The 17,085-nt window shown below is 45.1% G+C and carries 15 protein-coding genes; 12 read left to right on the top strand and 3 right to left on the bottom strand.

Going from position 1 to position 17,085, the window contains the following annotated elements; all coding sequences use genetic code 11:
- Positions 1-5 precede the first annotated feature (5 nt).
- The 10 genes from BMX05_RS09840 (at position 6) to BMX05_RS09795 (ending at position 9,752) form a co-directional block, all read left to right on the top strand.
- A complete protein-coding gene (locus BMX05_RS09840; protein WP_093311087.1) occupies positions 6-206 on the top strand; it encodes a cbb3-type cytochrome oxidase subunit 3 in 201 nt (66 codons plus the stop codon).
- A complete protein-coding gene (gene ccoP, locus BMX05_RS09835; protein WP_093311084.1) occupies positions 199-1,116 on the top strand; it encodes a cytochrome-c oxidase, cbb3-type subunit III in 918 nt (305 codons plus the stop codon). Before BMX05_RS09840 ends, ccoP begins: the two co-directional genes overlap by 8 nt.
- Positions 1,117-1,347: 231 nt before the next feature.
- Positions 1,348-2,808: a cytochrome c oxidase accessory protein CcoG gene (ccoG, locus tag BMX05_RS09830; RefSeq protein WP_093311081.1), complete on the top strand. Its 1,461-nt coding sequence runs from the start codon at positions 1,348-1,350 to the stop codon at positions 2,806-2,808.
- A 93-nt stretch (positions 2,809-2,901) separates the two neighbouring features.
- Positions 2,902-3,399: a FixH family protein gene (locus BMX05_RS09825; RefSeq protein WP_093311077.1), complete on the top strand. Its 498-nt coding sequence runs from the start codon at positions 2,902-2,904 to the stop codon at positions 3,397-3,399.
- A 20-nt stretch (positions 3,400-3,419) separates the two neighbouring features.
- Entirely contained in the window at positions 3,420-5,885 is a 2,466-nt protein-coding gene (locus tag BMX05_RS09820; protein ID WP_093311072.1) for a heavy metal translocating P-type ATPase, read from the top strand.
- A complete protein-coding gene (gene ccoS, locus BMX05_RS09815; RefSeq protein WP_093311067.1) occupies positions 5,882-6,106 on the top strand; it encodes a cbb3-type cytochrome oxidase assembly protein CcoS in 225 nt (74 codons plus the stop codon). The genes BMX05_RS09820 and ccoS overlap by 4 nt, the downstream gene beginning before the upstream one ends.
- Positions 6,103-6,786: a sulfite exporter TauE/SafE family protein gene (locus BMX05_RS09810; RefSeq protein WP_245710681.1), complete on the top strand. Its 684-nt coding sequence runs from the start codon at positions 6,103-6,105 to the stop codon at positions 6,784-6,786. Before ccoS ends, BMX05_RS09810 begins: the two co-directional genes overlap by 4 nt.
- A gap of 25 nt (positions 6,787-6,811) precedes the next feature.
- Positions 6,812-8,227, top strand: coding sequence for an oxygen-independent coproporphyrinogen III oxidase (gene hemN, locus BMX05_RS09805; protein ID WP_093311063.1), 1,416 nt, complete (start codon positions 6,812-6,814; stop codon positions 8,225-8,227).
- 145 nt (positions 8,228-8,372) lie between these two features.
- Positions 8,373-9,146, top strand: a complete 774-nt coding sequence (fnr, locus tag BMX05_RS09800) for a fumarate/nitrate reduction transcriptional regulator Fnr (RefSeq protein WP_093311287.1) — start codon at positions 8,373-8,375, stop codon at positions 9,144-9,146.
- A gap of 66 nt (positions 9,147-9,212) precedes the next feature.
- Positions 9,213-9,752, top strand: a complete 540-nt coding sequence (locus BMX05_RS09795; protein WP_093311060.1) for an adenine phosphoribosyltransferase — start codon at positions 9,213-9,215, stop codon at positions 9,750-9,752.
- On the opposite strand, the gene ttcA is transcribed toward BMX05_RS09795, so the two are convergent.
- Positions 9,740-10,594, bottom strand: a complete 855-nt coding sequence (gene ttcA / locus BMX05_RS09790; protein WP_093311284.1) for a tRNA 2-thiocytidine(32) synthetase TtcA — start codon at positions 10,592-10,594, stop codon at positions 9,740-9,742. The genes BMX05_RS09795 and ttcA overlap by 13 nt on opposite strands.
- 318 nt (positions 10,595-10,912) lie before the next feature.
- On the opposite strand from ttcA, the gene BMX05_RS09785 reads away from it, so the two are divergent.
- Positions 10,913-11,809 carry a hypothetical protein gene (locus tag BMX05_RS09785; protein WP_143051961.1) on the top strand — a complete coding sequence of 299 codons (897 nt, stop codon included), beginning with the start codon at positions 10,913-10,915 and terminating at the stop codon, positions 11,807-11,809.
- A gap of 49 nt (positions 11,810-11,858) precedes the next feature.
- On the opposite strand, the gene BMX05_RS09780 is transcribed toward BMX05_RS09785, so the two are convergent.
- The gene (locus BMX05_RS09780) at positions 11,859-15,098 is read right to left on the bottom strand and encodes an efflux RND transporter permease subunit (protein WP_093311052.1); all 3,240 of its coding nucleotides are present in this window, start codon (positions 15,096-15,098) and stop codon (positions 11,859-11,861) included.
- Positions 15,091-16,164, bottom strand: coding sequence for an efflux RND transporter periplasmic adaptor subunit (locus BMX05_RS09775; protein ID WP_177166870.1), 1,074 nt, complete (start codon positions 16,162-16,164; stop codon positions 15,091-15,093). Before BMX05_RS09775 ends, BMX05_RS09780 begins: the two co-directional genes overlap by 8 nt.
- A 162-nt stretch (positions 16,165-16,326) precedes the next feature.
- Here BMX05_RS09775 and cmoA point away from each other — a divergent pair, with 162 nt between their 5' ends.
- Positions 16,327-17,076 carry a carboxy-S-adenosyl-L-methionine synthase CmoA gene (gene cmoA, locus BMX05_RS09770; RefSeq protein ID WP_093311046.1) on the top strand — a complete coding sequence of 250 codons (750 nt, stop codon included), beginning with the start codon at positions 16,327-16,329 and terminating at the stop codon, positions 17,074-17,076.
- Positions 17,077-17,085: the final 9 nt, after the last annotated feature.

The following is a 17,085-nucleotide window of genomic DNA, read 5'->3' as shown; positions in this document are numbered from 1 at the left end:
TAGTTATGGATATGGTCACCTTACACAGCATCCTTACAGTTCTGGTCTTTATTTGTTTTATGGGAATTGTTTGGTGGGCCTATAGCGCAAGGCAAAAGAAAGGTTTTGATGAGGCTGCCAATCTGCCCTTTGCCGACGCTGAGGATCAAGGTGACTCACCTAACTCAGACCTAGGATCGACATTGGAGAAAAAACCTCATGACTGAAGCTATGAGCGGCTTCTGGAGTGCCTGGATCAGCATTATCACCTTGGGCGTGGTAGGTGGTTGCTGGTGGCTGCTCTTTGCCAACCGCAAAACTGATAAAGCAGCGGATGCTAATGGTGAAGTACAAACCACAGGTCACGCAGCAGATGGTATCGAGGAATATGATAATCCTCTACCACGTTGGTGGTTCCTGATGTTTGTCGGCACCATCATCTTCGCCATTTTTTACCTGATTTTGTACCCAGGTCTAGGTAACTGGAAAGGTTTACTAGGCTGGACATCAACAGGTCAATGGGAAGAAGAAGTAGCCTACGCAGAAGAATACTATGCACCTATTTTCCAAGACTTTGCCAAAATTGAAATCCCAACTTTGGCAAAAGATCCGGAAGCGATGAAAGTAGGTCAACGTATCTTCCAAAACAACTGTTCTGTATGTCACGGTTCAGCAGGTAAAGGTGCCTATGGCTTCCCGAACCTTACAGATACTGACTGGCTCTATGGTGGTGATCCTGAAGCCATCAAATACAGTATCATCAATGGTCGTAATGGTCAGATGCCTGCGTGGGAAAGCGTCTTGGGTGAAGAGGGTATCAAAAACCTAACTCAGTACGTACTCAGCTTATCTGATCAACAGCATGACACAACTCAAGCAGCTGCAGGTCAACCCCTGTTTACTGCCATGTGTGTTGCTTGTCACGGTGCAGATGCTAAAGGTATGCACGCCTTGGGTGCGCCTAACCTGACTGATAACGTTTGGTTATACAAACAGCCTCAGCAAAGCTTAGCTGAGTCTATCGAGTACACCCTACGCTATGGTCGTAATGGCCACATGCCTGCACAGCAACAGTACATCGGTGAAGATAAAGTCCATATCCTCGCTGCTTACGTCTATAGTTTGTCACAAAAATAAACACGCTAGGTGCAGAAAAACCAAGGGAATCCTAAAAGGATTCCCTTTTTTATTGCCTACGCACAAGTACAAAACTCGGGTGCGTCAAAGTGTCGCACTCAGGCTTCTTTTGCGCCCCTTAAAACAGAAAACGCTTATAATAGCCCTACCCTCATTCACTTGCTGACCTATTACTTGTCTTTTAAGTCTTACTGACTTCTTCTTTTTCTAAAATTTAGCTTGGTGATAACCATGACCGATAAAATCCCTACTCAGGATATTACGCCTGATCCCGGGCAAGCGGTAGACGCCACTAAAGCCCAAGCCGCTTCCCAAACTGACAATGAGGCTTCAGGCTCTTTATACGCAAAACGCAAGCATATTTATGTACGCCTTGTCAAAGGTGTCTTTCAAAAGCTGCGCACGCGGTCAAACTGGTTACTGCTTTTGGGATACTTCTTTGCTGCTTGGATTCAGTGGGATGGGCGTCAAGCCATCTTATTTGATTTACCGAACCGCCAGTTCCACATCTTCGGTATCACTTTCTTCCCACATGATTTCATGCTGTTAGCTTGGTTGCTGATTATTTCGGCTTTCGCATTGTTTTTTATCACCAACTTTGCAGGACGTGTCTGGTGTGGATACGCATGCCCACAAAGTGTGTGGACTTGGCTTTTTATCTGGATTGAAGATAAAACCGAAGGTAGTCGCAATCAGCGTATCAAACTCGATCAACAGCCAATGGATAAAACCAAACTCAAGCGCAAAGCTTCCAAGCATGCGCTTTGGTTGTTGGCTGCGTTACTGACCGCTATTGCTTTTGTGGGCTATTTCTCACCTATCCGTGAGTTATTACCGCGTATTCTCAGCTTTGATTTAGGGCCTTGGGAAGCTTGGTGGCTAGGCTTTTTCACCCTTTTCACTTACCTCAATGCGGGTTGGTTGCGCGAGCAAGTTTGTATTTATATGTGCCCGTACGCACGCTTCCAGTCTGTCATGTTCGACCAAGATACACTCATTGTGTCTTATGATCCGCGTCGTGGTGAACCAAGAGGTGCGCGTAAAAAGTCCATTGATCCTAAAACAGCTGGTTTAGGTGATTGTATTGACTGCAATTTATGTGTGCATGTTTGCCCAGTGGGGATTGATATTCGCGATGGTTTGCAATACGAGTGTATTACTTGTGCCGCTTGTATCGATGCTTGTGATACTGTGATGGAGCAAATGGGCTACCAAAAAGGCTTAATCAGCTACACCACAGAACAGGAGCTCGAGGGCAATACCACCAAATTATTGCGTCCTCGTTTAATTGGCTACTTTGCCGTGCTCATGGGGATGATTATCGCCTTTATGATCGCTCTTGGTGGACGGGTGCCAATGGAAGTTGAAGTACTGCGCGATCGTAATCAATTGTTCCGTGAAACCGCTGAAGGTTTCATTGAGAATAACTACACGATTAAAATCGCCAATATGGATCAAAAACCACATACTTATGCACTTTCAGTTTCAGGCGTAGAAGGTTTACGCATTCAAGGTAAGCATCAGGTGACACTAGAAGCGGGTGAAGTCTTGAACTTACCAATACAACTTGTGGTCGATCCAAAGGATCTACAAGCGCCAAGTTATGATGTGCTTGTGCAAGTCGCTTCTGTAGATGACACCAGCATTTACAGTGAAAAAGAGACACGCTTCATTAGTGAAGTGCGTCGCTAATTGCACCAACACCTTGCTTGCGCTGCGATAGCGAATGTAAGCAGCTCGTGGGATCCTTTGTGATCCCACATTTTTTTAACTAGGTAGGATATTATGAACACCCCTCCTTGGTACAAACAGTTTTGGCCTTGGCTTATTTTAGCCCCCTTGATTGTTAGCGTGTTGGTCGGTACCACGATGCTAATTATGTCGATTCGTTACTTTGATGGCACCGTACGTGATGATTACTACAAATCCGGTTTAGCCATTAACCAAGAGCTAGAAAAAGATGTCATAGCACAACAGCTTGAGCTCAAAGCCAGTTTGCGTTTTGATAGTCTCACCGGTGATGTCGTACTTGACCTGCAAGGTCAACTAGAACAAATGCCTACCACTTTAAAGCTGGCATTAGAATTTCCCACACGTGCAGACCGAGATTTAGAAATCACCCTAAACCACCAAAATGGTTCTCGCTATGTGGGTGCGCTTGCAGATCGATTAAATAATCGCTGGTATATTCAGCTACAACCGCCTTCTGAGCAATGGCGTTTACAAGGCGTCGTCCGTTTCCCTAGTGAAGATGCAGTGATTCTTAGCGCCAGCACTCAGTAAACCGGTTTGGATGTTCATCTATGGAAAAATGCTACCACTGCGGCGAGCCTGTCCCTGCAGATTCACCTTACTTTATCGAGCTCGACCAAACTCGCCACCCTATGTGCTGCCCTGGATGTGAGGCAGTAGCACATGCGATTGTGGAAGGCGGTTTGGCTAGTTATTACAAATATCGAACGCAGATGCCGTTGCGGCCGGAGGAAGATCACCCACATCTTGAACAAGAGATGCGTATTTATGATCGTCCTGAATTACAAGCCGAATTTGTACACCATGATGAACAAGGGCTCGCCCACATCCAACTCGCTATCGAAGGCATTACCTGCGCGGCTTGTGCTTGGCTGATTGAGCACCAACTCAGCCAAGAAACTGGCGTGCATAAAATTGCTGTTAATCTAAGCCAGCATAGAGCCAGCCTCACTTGGGATCCTAAAAAAACTCAACTTAGCCAAGTGCTCATTTGCTTACAAAGCATTGGTTATCAAGCTTGCCCCTACCAAGCAGATCAGCAGCAAGCCCAATTACTACAGCAAGAAAAGATGTTTACCCGTCGCTTGATTATTGCAGGGATTGGCATGATGCAAGTGATGATGTTTGCTGTCGGCTTATATGCAGAAGCTTTTCAAGGGATTGAAGAAGATTTTAAAAACTTATTTCGTTGGTTATCTTTGGTGATGACCACCCCTGTGGTGCTTTTTTCCGCTTATCCTTTCTTCAAAGCAGCATGGCGTGATTTGCGCACGCGACATCTAAGCATGGATGTACCTGTTGCCCTTGCTATCGGTACTGCTTACCTTGCAAGCGTTTGGGCGACGCTGACAGATACGGGCGAAGTGTATTTTGATTCTGTCAGTATGTTTACTTTTTTCTTACTCTTTGGGCGCTATATCGAAATGCGTGCGCGTCACCGTATTGGTCGCTCAGGCAATGCATTACAAAATTTATTACCCACAAGTGCGATTCGCCTGACAGCGGATGGCCAAGAAGAAATCGTCCCCACACGGGATTTACAAGTCGGGGATCGCGTTCTAGTGAAGCCAGGGCAAAGCGTGCCCGCAGATGGTCGTATTGTGAAAGGACGTTCGAGTCTAAATGAAGCAGCCTTAACTGGCGAATACATGCCTGTTGCCCGTACGCTAGGTGATCCTTTGATGGCAGGGACGCAAAATGTGGAAAGCCCGTTAGAAATGCAGGTCGAACATACAGGACAAGATGCCCGTGTGGCCAGTATTGCACGTTTGACAGACCGAGCCTTTGCCGAAAAACCTAAAGTGGCTGCACTAGCTAACCGTATTGCGCATTGGTTTGTCTTAGCTGTTTTAATCATAGCCTCAAGCGTCGCCTATGTTTGGTGGCAACTGGCACCTAGTGATGCTTTCTGGATTACCTTATCTGTCCTCGTGGTGACTTGCCCTTGTGCTTTATCCTTGGCCACGCCCACCGCACTGACTGTGGCAATGAATCATTTAAGAAACCGTGGTTTTTTAGTGACCCGCAGCCATGTCCTAGAAGGACTTGCCCAAAGTACGCACATTATTTTTGATAAAACCGGTACCCTCACGCAAGGTCAACTCAAATTAGTTCACCATACTTGGATTGCAGATCCCAAAGATCCAAGATGTGATTCCGTATTAGCCTTAGCCGCTGCGCTCGAAAGCCACTCAGAACACCCCATTGCACGTGCCTTTAGCGAATATCGACAGATAGATATGCGCGCCCAATCAACCCAAGTGGTCATGGGGGAAGGGTTAACTGGTGAAGTCCAAGGACAGATCTACCGTCTGGGTAAAGCAGAATTTGCATGGCCTCAGCAAGCGTTACAAGCACCTCAACATCAGCCACCAACGTTAACCGGACAAAGCATTTTATTGGCAGACCAACAAGGGCCTTTGTGCTGGTTTCACCTAGATGACCAATTGCGCCATGATGCTTTAGCCTGTATCCAAAGTTTGCAGGACATGGGGCTAGAAGTTGAATTATTAAGTGGTGATCAAGGCCCAGCAGTGTCCCAAGTGGCGCAAAAATTAGGGATTAGTACGTATACGGCGGCTGCCTCACCAGAAACCAAACTAGCGCGTTTGCGTGAACTCCAAGCAGCAGGCGAAGCTGTCATTATGGTCGGCGATGGGATTAATGATGTGCCTGTCTTAGCAGGCGCACAAGTGTCTATTGCGATGGGCAATGCTACAGACCTCGCAAAAACTAGTGCAGATGCCCTGCTAGTGTCCGCACATCTCACACGAATTAGCGATGCAATCCGTCTAGCCTATAAAACCCGCCGTGTGATCCGGCAAAATTTGATGTGGGCCTTGGTCTATAATGTGCTGGCTTTGCCGTTAGCCGCCATGGGTATGATTCCCCCTTGGTTGGCAGCAATTGGTATGTCAGTAAGCTCCCTGATCGTCGTTTTTAATGCGCTGCGTTTGTCGGCAGATAAGGAAGCCGATCCCCTTTCACCGGCATCATTTACGGCAGGTGCTTTATGAGTATTATTTATATCCTGATTCCCATTTCTTTGATTTTTCTAGCAATTGCCGTTTATATCTTTTTCTGGGCTGTTGACAATGGCCAGTTTGAAGACCTAGACGGGCCGGCATATAGCATCCTGTATGATGATGACGATATGCCGAAAGAAAATACACAAGCAAGCACGCAAGCACCTGATACCACAACAGAAACTAGCGACGCGTCAACTAAACGCCTATGATGCTCACTGACTCTGGCTTAAACTTAGGCGCGGCTTTTATGATGGGCTTGCTCGGTGGCGGGCATTGCATTGGCATGTGTGGTGGGATTATGAGCGCTTTAACGTTTGCCATTCCACCCAGCCAGCGTTCTTGGTGGCGTCTTAGCCGCTTACTCATAAGTTACAATGTGGCACGTATTTTAAGTTATAGCCTTGCAGGTGCTTTAGTTGCTAGTTTAGGCTCCCTTTTTAGTGGTAGCCTTTTATTCACGCAAATCTTGCAGGGCATTGCTTTAATTGTCTTAGTGATGATGGCCTTGTATATCGGACAATGGTGGCAAGGCTTAACCCACTTAGAACGTCTTGGCCAGCATTTGTGGCGATATATTGAGCCTCAAGCTCGGCGTTTTTTACCTGTCTATCATCCAAGGCAAGCCTTTATATTAGGTGCTTTATGGGGCTGGCTGCCTTGTGGGTTGGTCTATAGCGCCCTTATTTGGAGCTTAAGCGCCGGTAGTGCCGCACAAGGTGCCTTATTAATGCTCGCTTTTGGTGCTGGCACCTTACCTACCTTATTAGCCACTGGCGCCTTTGCGCGTCGATTACAACAAGGGTTAAAACACCCATATACACGCACCCTTGCAGGGTTGAGCTTGCTTGCTCTTGCAGGCTGGCAAATGTGGCATCTTCTTCATTATTAAGTTTTGCAATAGGATTCTTTTGGCTATGGGCACCTCTGCATCTGATCTTCACCCCACTCCCACCGCGATTGAATGGGATCATGCGCTTATCGAGCGTTATAATGTCGCAGGTCCACGTTATACCTCGTATCCAACTGCGGTTCAATTTACCGAAACTTGGCAAGCCAGTGATTACCAAGCTGCCTTAGCTGCTAGCAATACGCAAGCACAGCCTTTATCTTTATATTTTCATATTCCTTTTTGCACGACAGTTTGTTTTTACTGTGGTTGCAATAAGTTAGCAACTAAAGATACCTCACTAGCAGCGCCTTATGTCGATTACCTTAAGCAAGAAATGCATTTGTTGACTCAATGGGTTGATCCGCAACGTCCGGTAGAACAATTACACTGGGGCGGTGGTACTCCGACATTCTTATCACATCCGCAAATGCAAGATTTGATGCACAGCACGCGCGAACACTTTAACCTACGCGACGATGATCAGGGCGATTATTCAATTGAAATCGACCCACGCGAAGTGGACCAAACCGGTTTAGCTTTGCTAAGACATCTCGGTTTTAATCGAGTGAGTTTAGGGGTACAAGATTTAGACCCTCAAGTGCAAAAAGCCGTCAACCGTATTCAACCGTATGAAATGACACGCGACGTCTTACAAAGCTGCCGCGACTTAGGTTTCCGCTCACTTAACATTGATTTAATCTACGGCCTACCGTTACAAACTTTAGCAAGTTTTCGACAAACCCTTGAACAAATTATTGAGCTTAACCCTGATCGCCTTTCCATTTTTAACTACGCACATTTGCCAGAACGTTTTAAACCTCAGCGTCGTATTCGTGCAGAAGATTTGCCTTCAGCACCAGAGAAACTCGCCATTTTAGAATACAGTATCAAGCGCTTATTAGAAGCTGGCTACGTTTATATTGGTATGGATCACTTTGCACGCCCAGACGATACCCTCGCTATGGCACAGCGTGAAGGTTGGATGCACAGAAACTTCCAAGGCTATACCACCCACGCTAACTGTGATCTATTGGCTTTAGGTGCCTCCTCGATTAGCCAAGTAGGCGCAACTTATGCACAAAATCACCATAAGCGTGAAGCCTATGAAAGCCGTATTGCGGCTGGTGAATTTGCTACCTTGCGGGGTTTGACTCTAAGCGCAGAAGATCAACTCAGACGTTCGCTGATCAATCAGCTGATTTGTCATTTTGAACTCGATGGTGATGCCTTCGCAGCGGAACATGGCATTGATTTTGCTGAACATTTTGCGGCTGAACTTGGCTATCTTAAACAGCATCAAGCTGATGGTTTACTGATCCGTCAAGGCAATAAACTTCAAGTTACCCCTGCAGGACGCTTACTTATCCGTAGCATTTGCATGGTTTTTGATGCCTATTTAGATCATTCTGCTTTACAAAAAGCTTATTCACGTATTATTTAATGTATCTAGATACGCTCAGCATGTTTCACTTTGGTCGTATCTCTGATATGGATCAAATTTATTGGCCTAGGCGAGGAAACTTGCCATAATGTATGGCTGTATTTCATCTGAATTACGCCATCCAAGCGTTATGGAGGGTGCGTTTATGCCTAGTCGGCATTTAAAAGGCCTATGTTTTCATCCTAGCAAGGAAGCGCGTTGTGTAACTTGTAGTCTAAGTTCGCTGTGCTTACCTTTATCGTTAAATCTTGAAGATATTGATCAACTTGATCGTATCATTAAACGTCGCCAACCTTTGAAAAAAGGCGAGTATCTTTTTCATCAAGGGGACAACTTTGATTGTGTGTATGCGGTACGCTCAGGCAGTATCAAAAACTATGCAATGACTAATGAAGGTGAGGAACAAATCACCAATTTCTATTTGCCTAGTGAGCTCGTGGGCTTAGATGGCGTGGATTGTGATACTTATCCCGTGTCTGCCAAAGCTTTAGAAACAACCACTGTCTGTGAGATTCCTTTTTCACGCTTAGAAGAGTTAGCTGTAGAATTGCCAGAATTAAGAGCACAAATTCTGCGTATCATGAGTAAGGAATTACGTGATGATAAGCAAATGATGATGCTGTTATCCAAGAAAAATGCTGAAGAAAGGGTCGCGACTTTTCTAAGTAATCTATCCACACGCTTTAAGCGACGGGGTTACTCGCCTTATACCTTTAGATTGCCCATGTCACGTAACGAAATCGGCAATTATTTAGGGTTGGCAGTAGAAACGGTAAGCCGTGTCTTTACACGCTTCCAAAATAACCAACTAATCGCGGTTAATGGTAAAGAGGTACATATTTTGGACATGGAACAATTAGGCTTGCTTGCAGGTTTAGTGACACAAGAGTCCAGTCCGCGTATTGCCTCTTCGTCCTGAGGGCTTCACCTAAAACACCGAGTGTTGGAAGTTAAAATAATTATTCAAGGAGTTCGGGAGGAACGCATGGTGTTTGATGAATTTTATGTGAAATCTTTAGTCGTTACTCATAAAGATTTTCCACGTCGCGGGTATCATCTTCGCGACTTTACCCCCCTACTTGCAGATCCCAAAGCGGTACACATGGTACTCGATACACTCGCACAGCGTTATCTAGATACGGGTGTCACCCATGTTGCGGTTTTACCAGGCAAGGGCTATTTAGTGGCTTCTATGCTGGCTTATCAATTAAACGTCCCTATCATTTTGTTTCAGGATTTAGGGGAAGTCCCAGGTGAAGTCATGCGCGAACGTGCGCATGGTGCTGGGGGAGATAGGACACTGGAGCTTGCCAAAAATACCTTTACTGAAGCAAGTCGTGTTTTATTAATTGATGATGTACTTGCCAGTGGTGGCACTTTACTAGCAGCCAGTGCACTCATTCGTCGCCAACAAGGCCAGATTCATGAAGTGGCCACCTTAATAGACCTTCCCGATGCAGGTGGCCGCCAACGCCTTGCAGATGCAGATTTAGCAACTTTTACTCTACTTGCTTATTCTGATTGAGCGCGCTTTTGCTCCAAAGCATGAAACGCAAATAACTGCGTATCTGCCAACTGTGAAGGCGCCACATTCTGTAACGCACGGAACATCGTTTCCGTGCGTCCTGGATACTGGCGCTCCCATGTACGTATCATTTCTTTAATGACTTGGCGTTGCATATTTTCTTGTGAGCCACAGAGATTACAAGGAATAATCGGAAAAGCTTTTGCCTGTGCAAAAGCACTAATATCTTCTTCCTTACAATAGGCCAAAGGTCTAATTAAAATATGTTGCTGATCGTCAGATAAAAGTTTTGGCGGCATTGCTTTTAAAGTACCACCATAAAACATATTGAGGAAAAAAGTCTCTAAAATATCATCTCTATGATGCCCTAATGCAATTTTAGTTGCCCCTATTTCTTGTGCAAATCCATATAAAGTGCCACGACGCAAACGTGAACACAAACCACAAGTGGTTTTTCCCTCTGGAACAATTTCTTTGACAATACTATAAGTATCACGCTCAATAATATGATAGGCAATGCCTAAGTTCGCTAAGTAATTAGGTAAAACTTCCTCAGGAAATCCGGGCTGCTTTTGATCTAAATTAACCGCAATTAATTCAAAATGCACAGGCGCACTTTTTTGTAAATTCATCAAAATATCAAGTAAGGTATAAGAATCCTTGCCCCCCGAAAGGCAAACCATGATTTTATCCCCGTCTTGGATCATATCATAATCTGCAATTGCCTGCCCCACGGCCCGCCGCAAACGCTTTTGTAGTTTATTAAATTCGCGTTTTTTCTTGTACTCGGGCTGCTCGCGTTTGGCTTGTTCAGCTTGTCCTTGACCTGCATCAGTCGCGATCAATTGCGGATGAAAATGTTGCACACTAGTGGCTAGAGGATTGGACACGGAACTTCTCTTCTTGATAAAAAAGGTGGATGACAGATCGTGTCTATTCTACCCAATCTTGCGGGTGGGCAAAAGTTAAGCTTAACCTCCCTCAATTCAGGCATTTTTTCTAGTATCCTTATTGAATAATGTATAAAACAAAGCTTGTACTTATGATGATACTAGGTTCACAATGAAATCTGGTATTTAAGCTAATTAGAATAGGGAGTTCTCACCATGTCTGATGCCTTAAGATGTTACAGCCCTTATCAAAAGCGTATTATTAAATACTTGCCAGATCTTTTAGGGGAGCGACCTTTTAGTTATCGCAAGAAGAAATCCAACCACTTACAAGTTAAAATCAAAGGCATAGATAAAGTATTTCACACAGGAGCAACACCTTCAGATACTAAGTCTTATAATAACTTTATTGGGGATATTAAGCATGAGCTTAAAAAGCTACACCAACCTCACCAAACAACAGAGATCAGCCTACCTATTCATCATCCTCCTCAAGCTAAAGGCCTTATTACTCCCAAAATCGTACTTGAAAGAAAACTGCAAAAAGTCCGCCAATCCATTATCAAACAATTAAGATTACAAGCAGACAAATTACGCAAACAGGAGCACGAGATGGTGATGCAAGAAGCAAGCCTACAAGGAATAGAAAAATTTCGCGAAAATTTAATCCAAGCAGAACTCAACCAAGCTCTACAGCAAAAAAAATCTTCCACCGACTATATTACGCCTGCAAAAATAAAAAAAGTACATCAAACCTTACGGGAACATTTAGATTATATGTTGCCGCCTTTGGCTTTTTATCACCAGACACTCAAAAAAGAAGCCTCTGCAATACAAGTAGAGACTCTGGCAAATGAAATTAAAATAAGCGCAGATGATAGTAAAATATCCAATGAAGATATACCTGTGATCACCCAACCAGTACAGAACCTAGAAAAAACTACAAAACAGGAGGCAGATTTAGGCTTAAATACATTAATGAAAGAAACAAGCAATAAACGCGTAAAAATATTAAAAAACCTTTCTAAGCCACAGATCAGTGCCTTAGTACAGGACTTGCAAAAAGCTTTGCAAGAAAAACATCAAGAAGATATTCAGGAAATTATTAATTTAATGAAAAATAAGGGGGTTACCCTAGAAGAGTTACAACAAAAAATAAATACTTAAGGCTTAAAGCAAGACCCCCGCCTGACATACGGCGGGGGCGTTTTATTCCTTAACGCATGGACGGTGGACGAAATCCATAATACAACAAAGGAATGAAAATTAAGGTGAGCAAGGTAGAAATTGCGAGGCCAAAAATAAGCGCAATCGCTAAGCCATTAAAGATAGGATCATCCAAAATAAAGAAGGCCCCTATCATAGCTGCTAAAGCCGTTAAAATAATGGGTTGTGCACGTACCGCACCGGCTTGAATGACAGCTTCATCAAAACTTGTACCTTGTGCTACCGCTTGGTTAATAAAATCAACCAGCAAGATAGAGTTACGTACAATAATCCCTGCCAGTGCAATCATACCTATCATACTAGTGGCAGTAAATTGTGCACCAAGGAGTGCATGTCCTGGCATGATACCGATCAAAGTTAAAGGAATAGGTGCCATAATAATTAAAGGTACCCGATAAGATTTAAACTGAGCGACAACTAGCATGTAAATTAAAATCATGCCAACGCCATACGCAATTCCCATATCACGAAAGGTTTCGTAAGTGATTTGCCATTCACCATCCCATTTAATCGCAGGCACGAGTGTTAGTTGTGGTTGTTGGATAAAAAACTGTTCAAAAGACGCATCCTGATTAATTTGCCCAACTAAATCAAACATACCGTACAAGGGTGAGTCTAGCTCACCAGCCATATCTGCCATAACATAAGTGACAGGCAATAAATCCTTGTGCCAGATAGCTTTTTCCCATTGGGTATCAATAATCTGTACCACCTCAGACAAAGCAATCAAATCACCTGATTGGCTACGTACCGGCAAAGTAAGCACTTGCTCTAAATGGGCTTTATCTCCCTCCGGCAATTCTAAACGGATAGGCACTGGATATTTTCGATAAGGCGTATGCAAATAACTAATATCTTCCCCTTCAAGGGCGGCATAAATAGCTTTAACTAAAGTTTCCTGAGTAACCCCTAGTGTTGCGGCTCGTTGCCGGTCAATTTTCAGTAAATATTTACGGCTATCTGCTTCAATGCTGGTATCCACATCGACAATATCTGCCGTAGCCGCAAATTGCTGTGCTAGCTGACGTGCTGCTGTGATCTGGGTTTGATAATCTGGGCCATACACTTCAGCAACTAAAGGTGCCATAACAGGCGGTCCTGGAGGCACTTCCACTATTTTAACGTTCGCAGCAAATTGTTGCCCAATGGCTTGTAGGGGTTCACGCATCGCCAATGCAATTTCATGACTTTTACGTTCGCGTTGGCTTTTATCCAGCAAATTGACTTGAATATCCCCTTGGTGGGGCTCACTACGCAAATAATATTGACGCACTAAACCGTTGAAATTAATCGGTGCGGCTGTGCCTGCATAGGTTTGATAATGGGTCACCTCGGGTACTTGTTCTAGATAGGCCCCTAATGCTAATAATACGCTTTGCGTTTGCTCTACCGGAGTCCCTTCTGGCATATCCACAATGACTTGAAACTCGGATTTATTATCAAAAGGCAGCATTTTTAATACCACAAAAAATCCTGCAGGTAAGGCGGCAGCCCCCACGGTTAATCCGAGCATAGCAAACCCTAACATCCAGCGGCGTGCTCGTCCCCAACCTGCCCCTAAAAAAGGCGTAAACAGGGTACGGAAAAATTTTAATGCTTTCGGATTCGCAGCTTCTTGATGGCCATGATCTGCATGATCTGCATGATCTGCATGATCTGCATGATCTGAGTGACGCATTAATTTGATGGCTAACCAAGGGGTCACCACAAAAGCGATAATCAGAGAAATCAGCATACCTGCAGAAGCATTGATTGGAATAGGGCTCATATAAGGCCCCATCAAACCACTGACAAAAGCCATGGGCATCAAGGCGGCAATCACGGTAAACGTGGCTAAGATCGTTGGTCCACCAACTTCATCAACAGCGACTGGGATGGCCTCACGTAAAGATTTCGCTCCCATTTGCAAATGCCTGTGGATATTTTCCACCACCACAATGGCATCATCGACCAAAATGCCTATAGAGAAAATCAACGCAAATAAAGACACCCGATTGAGCGTAAAGCCCCAAGCCCAAGAAGCAAATAGGGTAATCATTAAGGTGATAATGACTGCCAAACCAACAATAAGCGCTTGTCGCCATCCCAAAGCCGCCAGAACAAGGATCACCACAGAGCCTGTAGCAAATAATAACTTGCTCATCAGGGTGTTAGATTTATTCGCTGCAGTGAGGCCATAATCTCGGGTAATCGTAACCTCAACCCCTTGCGGTAAGGCTAAATTCTCCAGATCAGCAAGGCGCTGCCGAATGGCTTGGGTGATCTCAATCGCATTTTTGCCCGGCTGCTTTGCAATCGCCAAAGTGACAGCGGGATACACTTGTGCTTGATATTCTGTGTGTGCTTGCCCTAAACCCATAAAAACACCTTGTTCTAAGGTGTCGCTGGTACGCGCAATGGTTGCCACATCCGCAAGGAAAATAGGTGCGCCCTCATGCACACCAACCACCAGCTGGCGTACCTCTTCTACTGTGCTGATAAACTCGCCAGCTTGCACAGGAATCACTTGATTACTGTGCACAATCTTGGTTTCTTGGCTGTTAGTATTTGTACTTAACAGTGCGGCTCTAAGCTCGTCTAGGCTTAAATTAAAACCCGCTAAACGCGCAGCATCTAGTTGTACATGCACGACATCATCCGGCCCACCTAGGGTATAAATATCGCGTGTACCCGGAATCCGCTTTAATTCAACTTCAAGTTGATGAGCCACTTGTTGTAGCTCCGCAGCGCCTGTGGCCTCGTCTTTACTCCAAAGAGTCAATGCCATAATGGGCACGTCATCAATTCCCATCGGCTTAATTAAAGGCGTTCCTACACCTAAGCGCGGTGGCAACCAGTCTTGATTAGAAAACACCTGATTATATAAACGCACTAACGCTTGTTGACGTGGCACCCCAACGGCAAATTGTACCGTAATCACCGCCATACCAGGACGGGAAACCGAGTAGACATGCTCAACACCTTCGATTTCACTCATCACCTGCTCAGCTGGAATCGCCACTAAATGTTCCACTTCCACAGGAGTTGCCCCTGCAAAAGGAATCATTACATTGGCCATGGTGACATCAATTTGGGGTTCTTCTTCTTTAGGGGTGACCAAAATGGCAAACAGCCCCATCAAGACCCCAACCAACGCCAGCAAGGGGGTGATTTCCGATGTTTGAAATGCGCGTGCAATACGGCCAGAAATCCCCAAAGCGGGTGGGTTTTCTTTCGTCGCCTCACTCATTTGGGTTTCCTCTGCGCGTATTCAAATAAACTAGTGCTGCCTGTGGTTGCAAGATCAAGGTTTCACCAGCACGAACACCGGCCAAAACTTCAACTTGATCTCCCTGCGGGTGCCCTAAACGCACCTGACGCAAACGGGGATGGCCTTGCTGATCCAAGATATAAAGCCCCGTTAACTCAGAACGATGCACGACCGCTGTTTGCGGCACTAACAGCGCCTCTTCTTGCTGAAGAGGAAATTGTGCTTTCACTAACATCCCTGGGTACAAATCGCCTTCTGGATTGGCAATATCAATACGCACACGGAAATTATGGGTTTTAGGATCGGCATACGGGAAAAAGGTGAAATGTTCTGCAAGCAACTGACGGCCATCAGGTAACAAAATCTGTGCATCGCGACGCGCGCGTACACTGGCAGCATAGCGCTGTGGCAAGTCTACATTCACACGCAAGGCCGCTAAAGAAAGCCCCGCCATTAAAGGGGTTCCCGGTTGTACTAGCTCGCCTAGCTCGACATAACGCTCGGTTACAATACCGCCATAGGGCGCGACGACTTGTGTATAAGAAAGGAGTTTTTCTGCCTCATCTTGCGCTGCTTGTGCACGATCAAAACGCGCTTGCGCACTAGTATATTGATTGCGTGCTTGATCATATTGCGCTTTAGAAGTGAGTTTGCGCTCATACACCCCTTGGATACGTTGGAAATTTTGTTGGGCATCACGCAAATTCACACGGGCTTCTTGCAAGCTGGCTTGTGCTTGTTCTAAACGCGTCTTTTGTTCACTATCATCAATGCGCATGATTAACGCACCTGCGGGTACGGCATCATCGACATCATAATAAATCGCAGTGATTTTGCCGCTGGTTTGTGCGGATACCTTACTATTGTTGACCGCCTCCACCACAGCATCCAAGGTGACATAGCGTACAAGGGTTTGAGGATGTAATTCCATTTTTGCTAACTGAGCGCCCGCATTTGCGTGGCTAAACTCGGTCAGCACTAAACCTAGGCCGGTACTCGCAAGGAGCACCCCTAAGCTAAGCCAGTGGCGGGTCCAAGGCATCATTAACACAACCTCCTCGACAGAAAGAGTGACAAGCTTGATCATCTGAACCCAGATAATATTAGTTTAATCTAATAAAAGCAAGTCACAATATGCGTACAGCTTTGCAGCTTAGGGCTTGCCTGTCTTATCATTAGGTTTTTGATCTTCAAGGTTGGCCTTTGCATGCAAGATTCACATTCATGGCAGCGTGATGCCCTTTTTGCGCAACCGCTTGATCAGGTTGCGAGCTTTTCTTTTGATGAGCAAGTAGTACGTGTTTTTCCTGATATGATCCAACGTTCTGTGCCCGGTTATAGCCAGATTGTTGGTATGATAGGTGTGATTGCACAAAAATATGCGCAAAAAAATACTTACATTTATGATCTTGGCTGTTCTTTAGGTGCAGCAACCTTGGCAACCTGCCAGCATTTACCTGCACAAGATTATCAATGGGTTGCTGTTGATAATGCCCCTGCGATGGTGGCTTCTTGTCGGCAAACCCTTGCCCAACATTGCCCCCAGCATCCGGTAGAAGTGCTGGAAGCAGATATTCAAACGCTGACCTTACAACCTGCTTCCGTTGTGATTCTCAACTTCACTTTACAATTTATTGCGCCGCCAGCACGTGCCACTTTATTAGAAAACCTTGCCCAAGCTTTGGTCCCTGGGGGAGTGTTAATTTTGTCAGAGAAAGTCCATTTCGCCGATGAGCAAGCGTCATGGCAACCTCTCATGTATGATTTGCACCATGATTTTAAACGCGCGAATGGTTACAGTGATCTAGAAATCAGCCAAAAGCGCAGCGCTTTAGAAGATGTCTTGCACACCGACACCCTCAGCACGCATACCCAACGTTTATACCAAGCAGGCTTTTCACAAGCTGGTGTTTGGTTTCAATATCTTAACTTTGCTTCTTTATTAGCCATTAAATAAAGTACACAC

Origin of the sequence: Allopseudospirillum japonicum, from assembly GCF_900108915.1 — a bacterium.
Lineage (GTDB): Bacteria > Pseudomonadota > Gammaproteobacteria > Pseudomonadales > Halomonadaceae > Pseudospirillum > Pseudospirillum japonicum.
The sequence above is the reverse complement of the archived record's forward strand: the minus strand, read 5'-3'. Positions and strand labels throughout refer to the sequence as shown.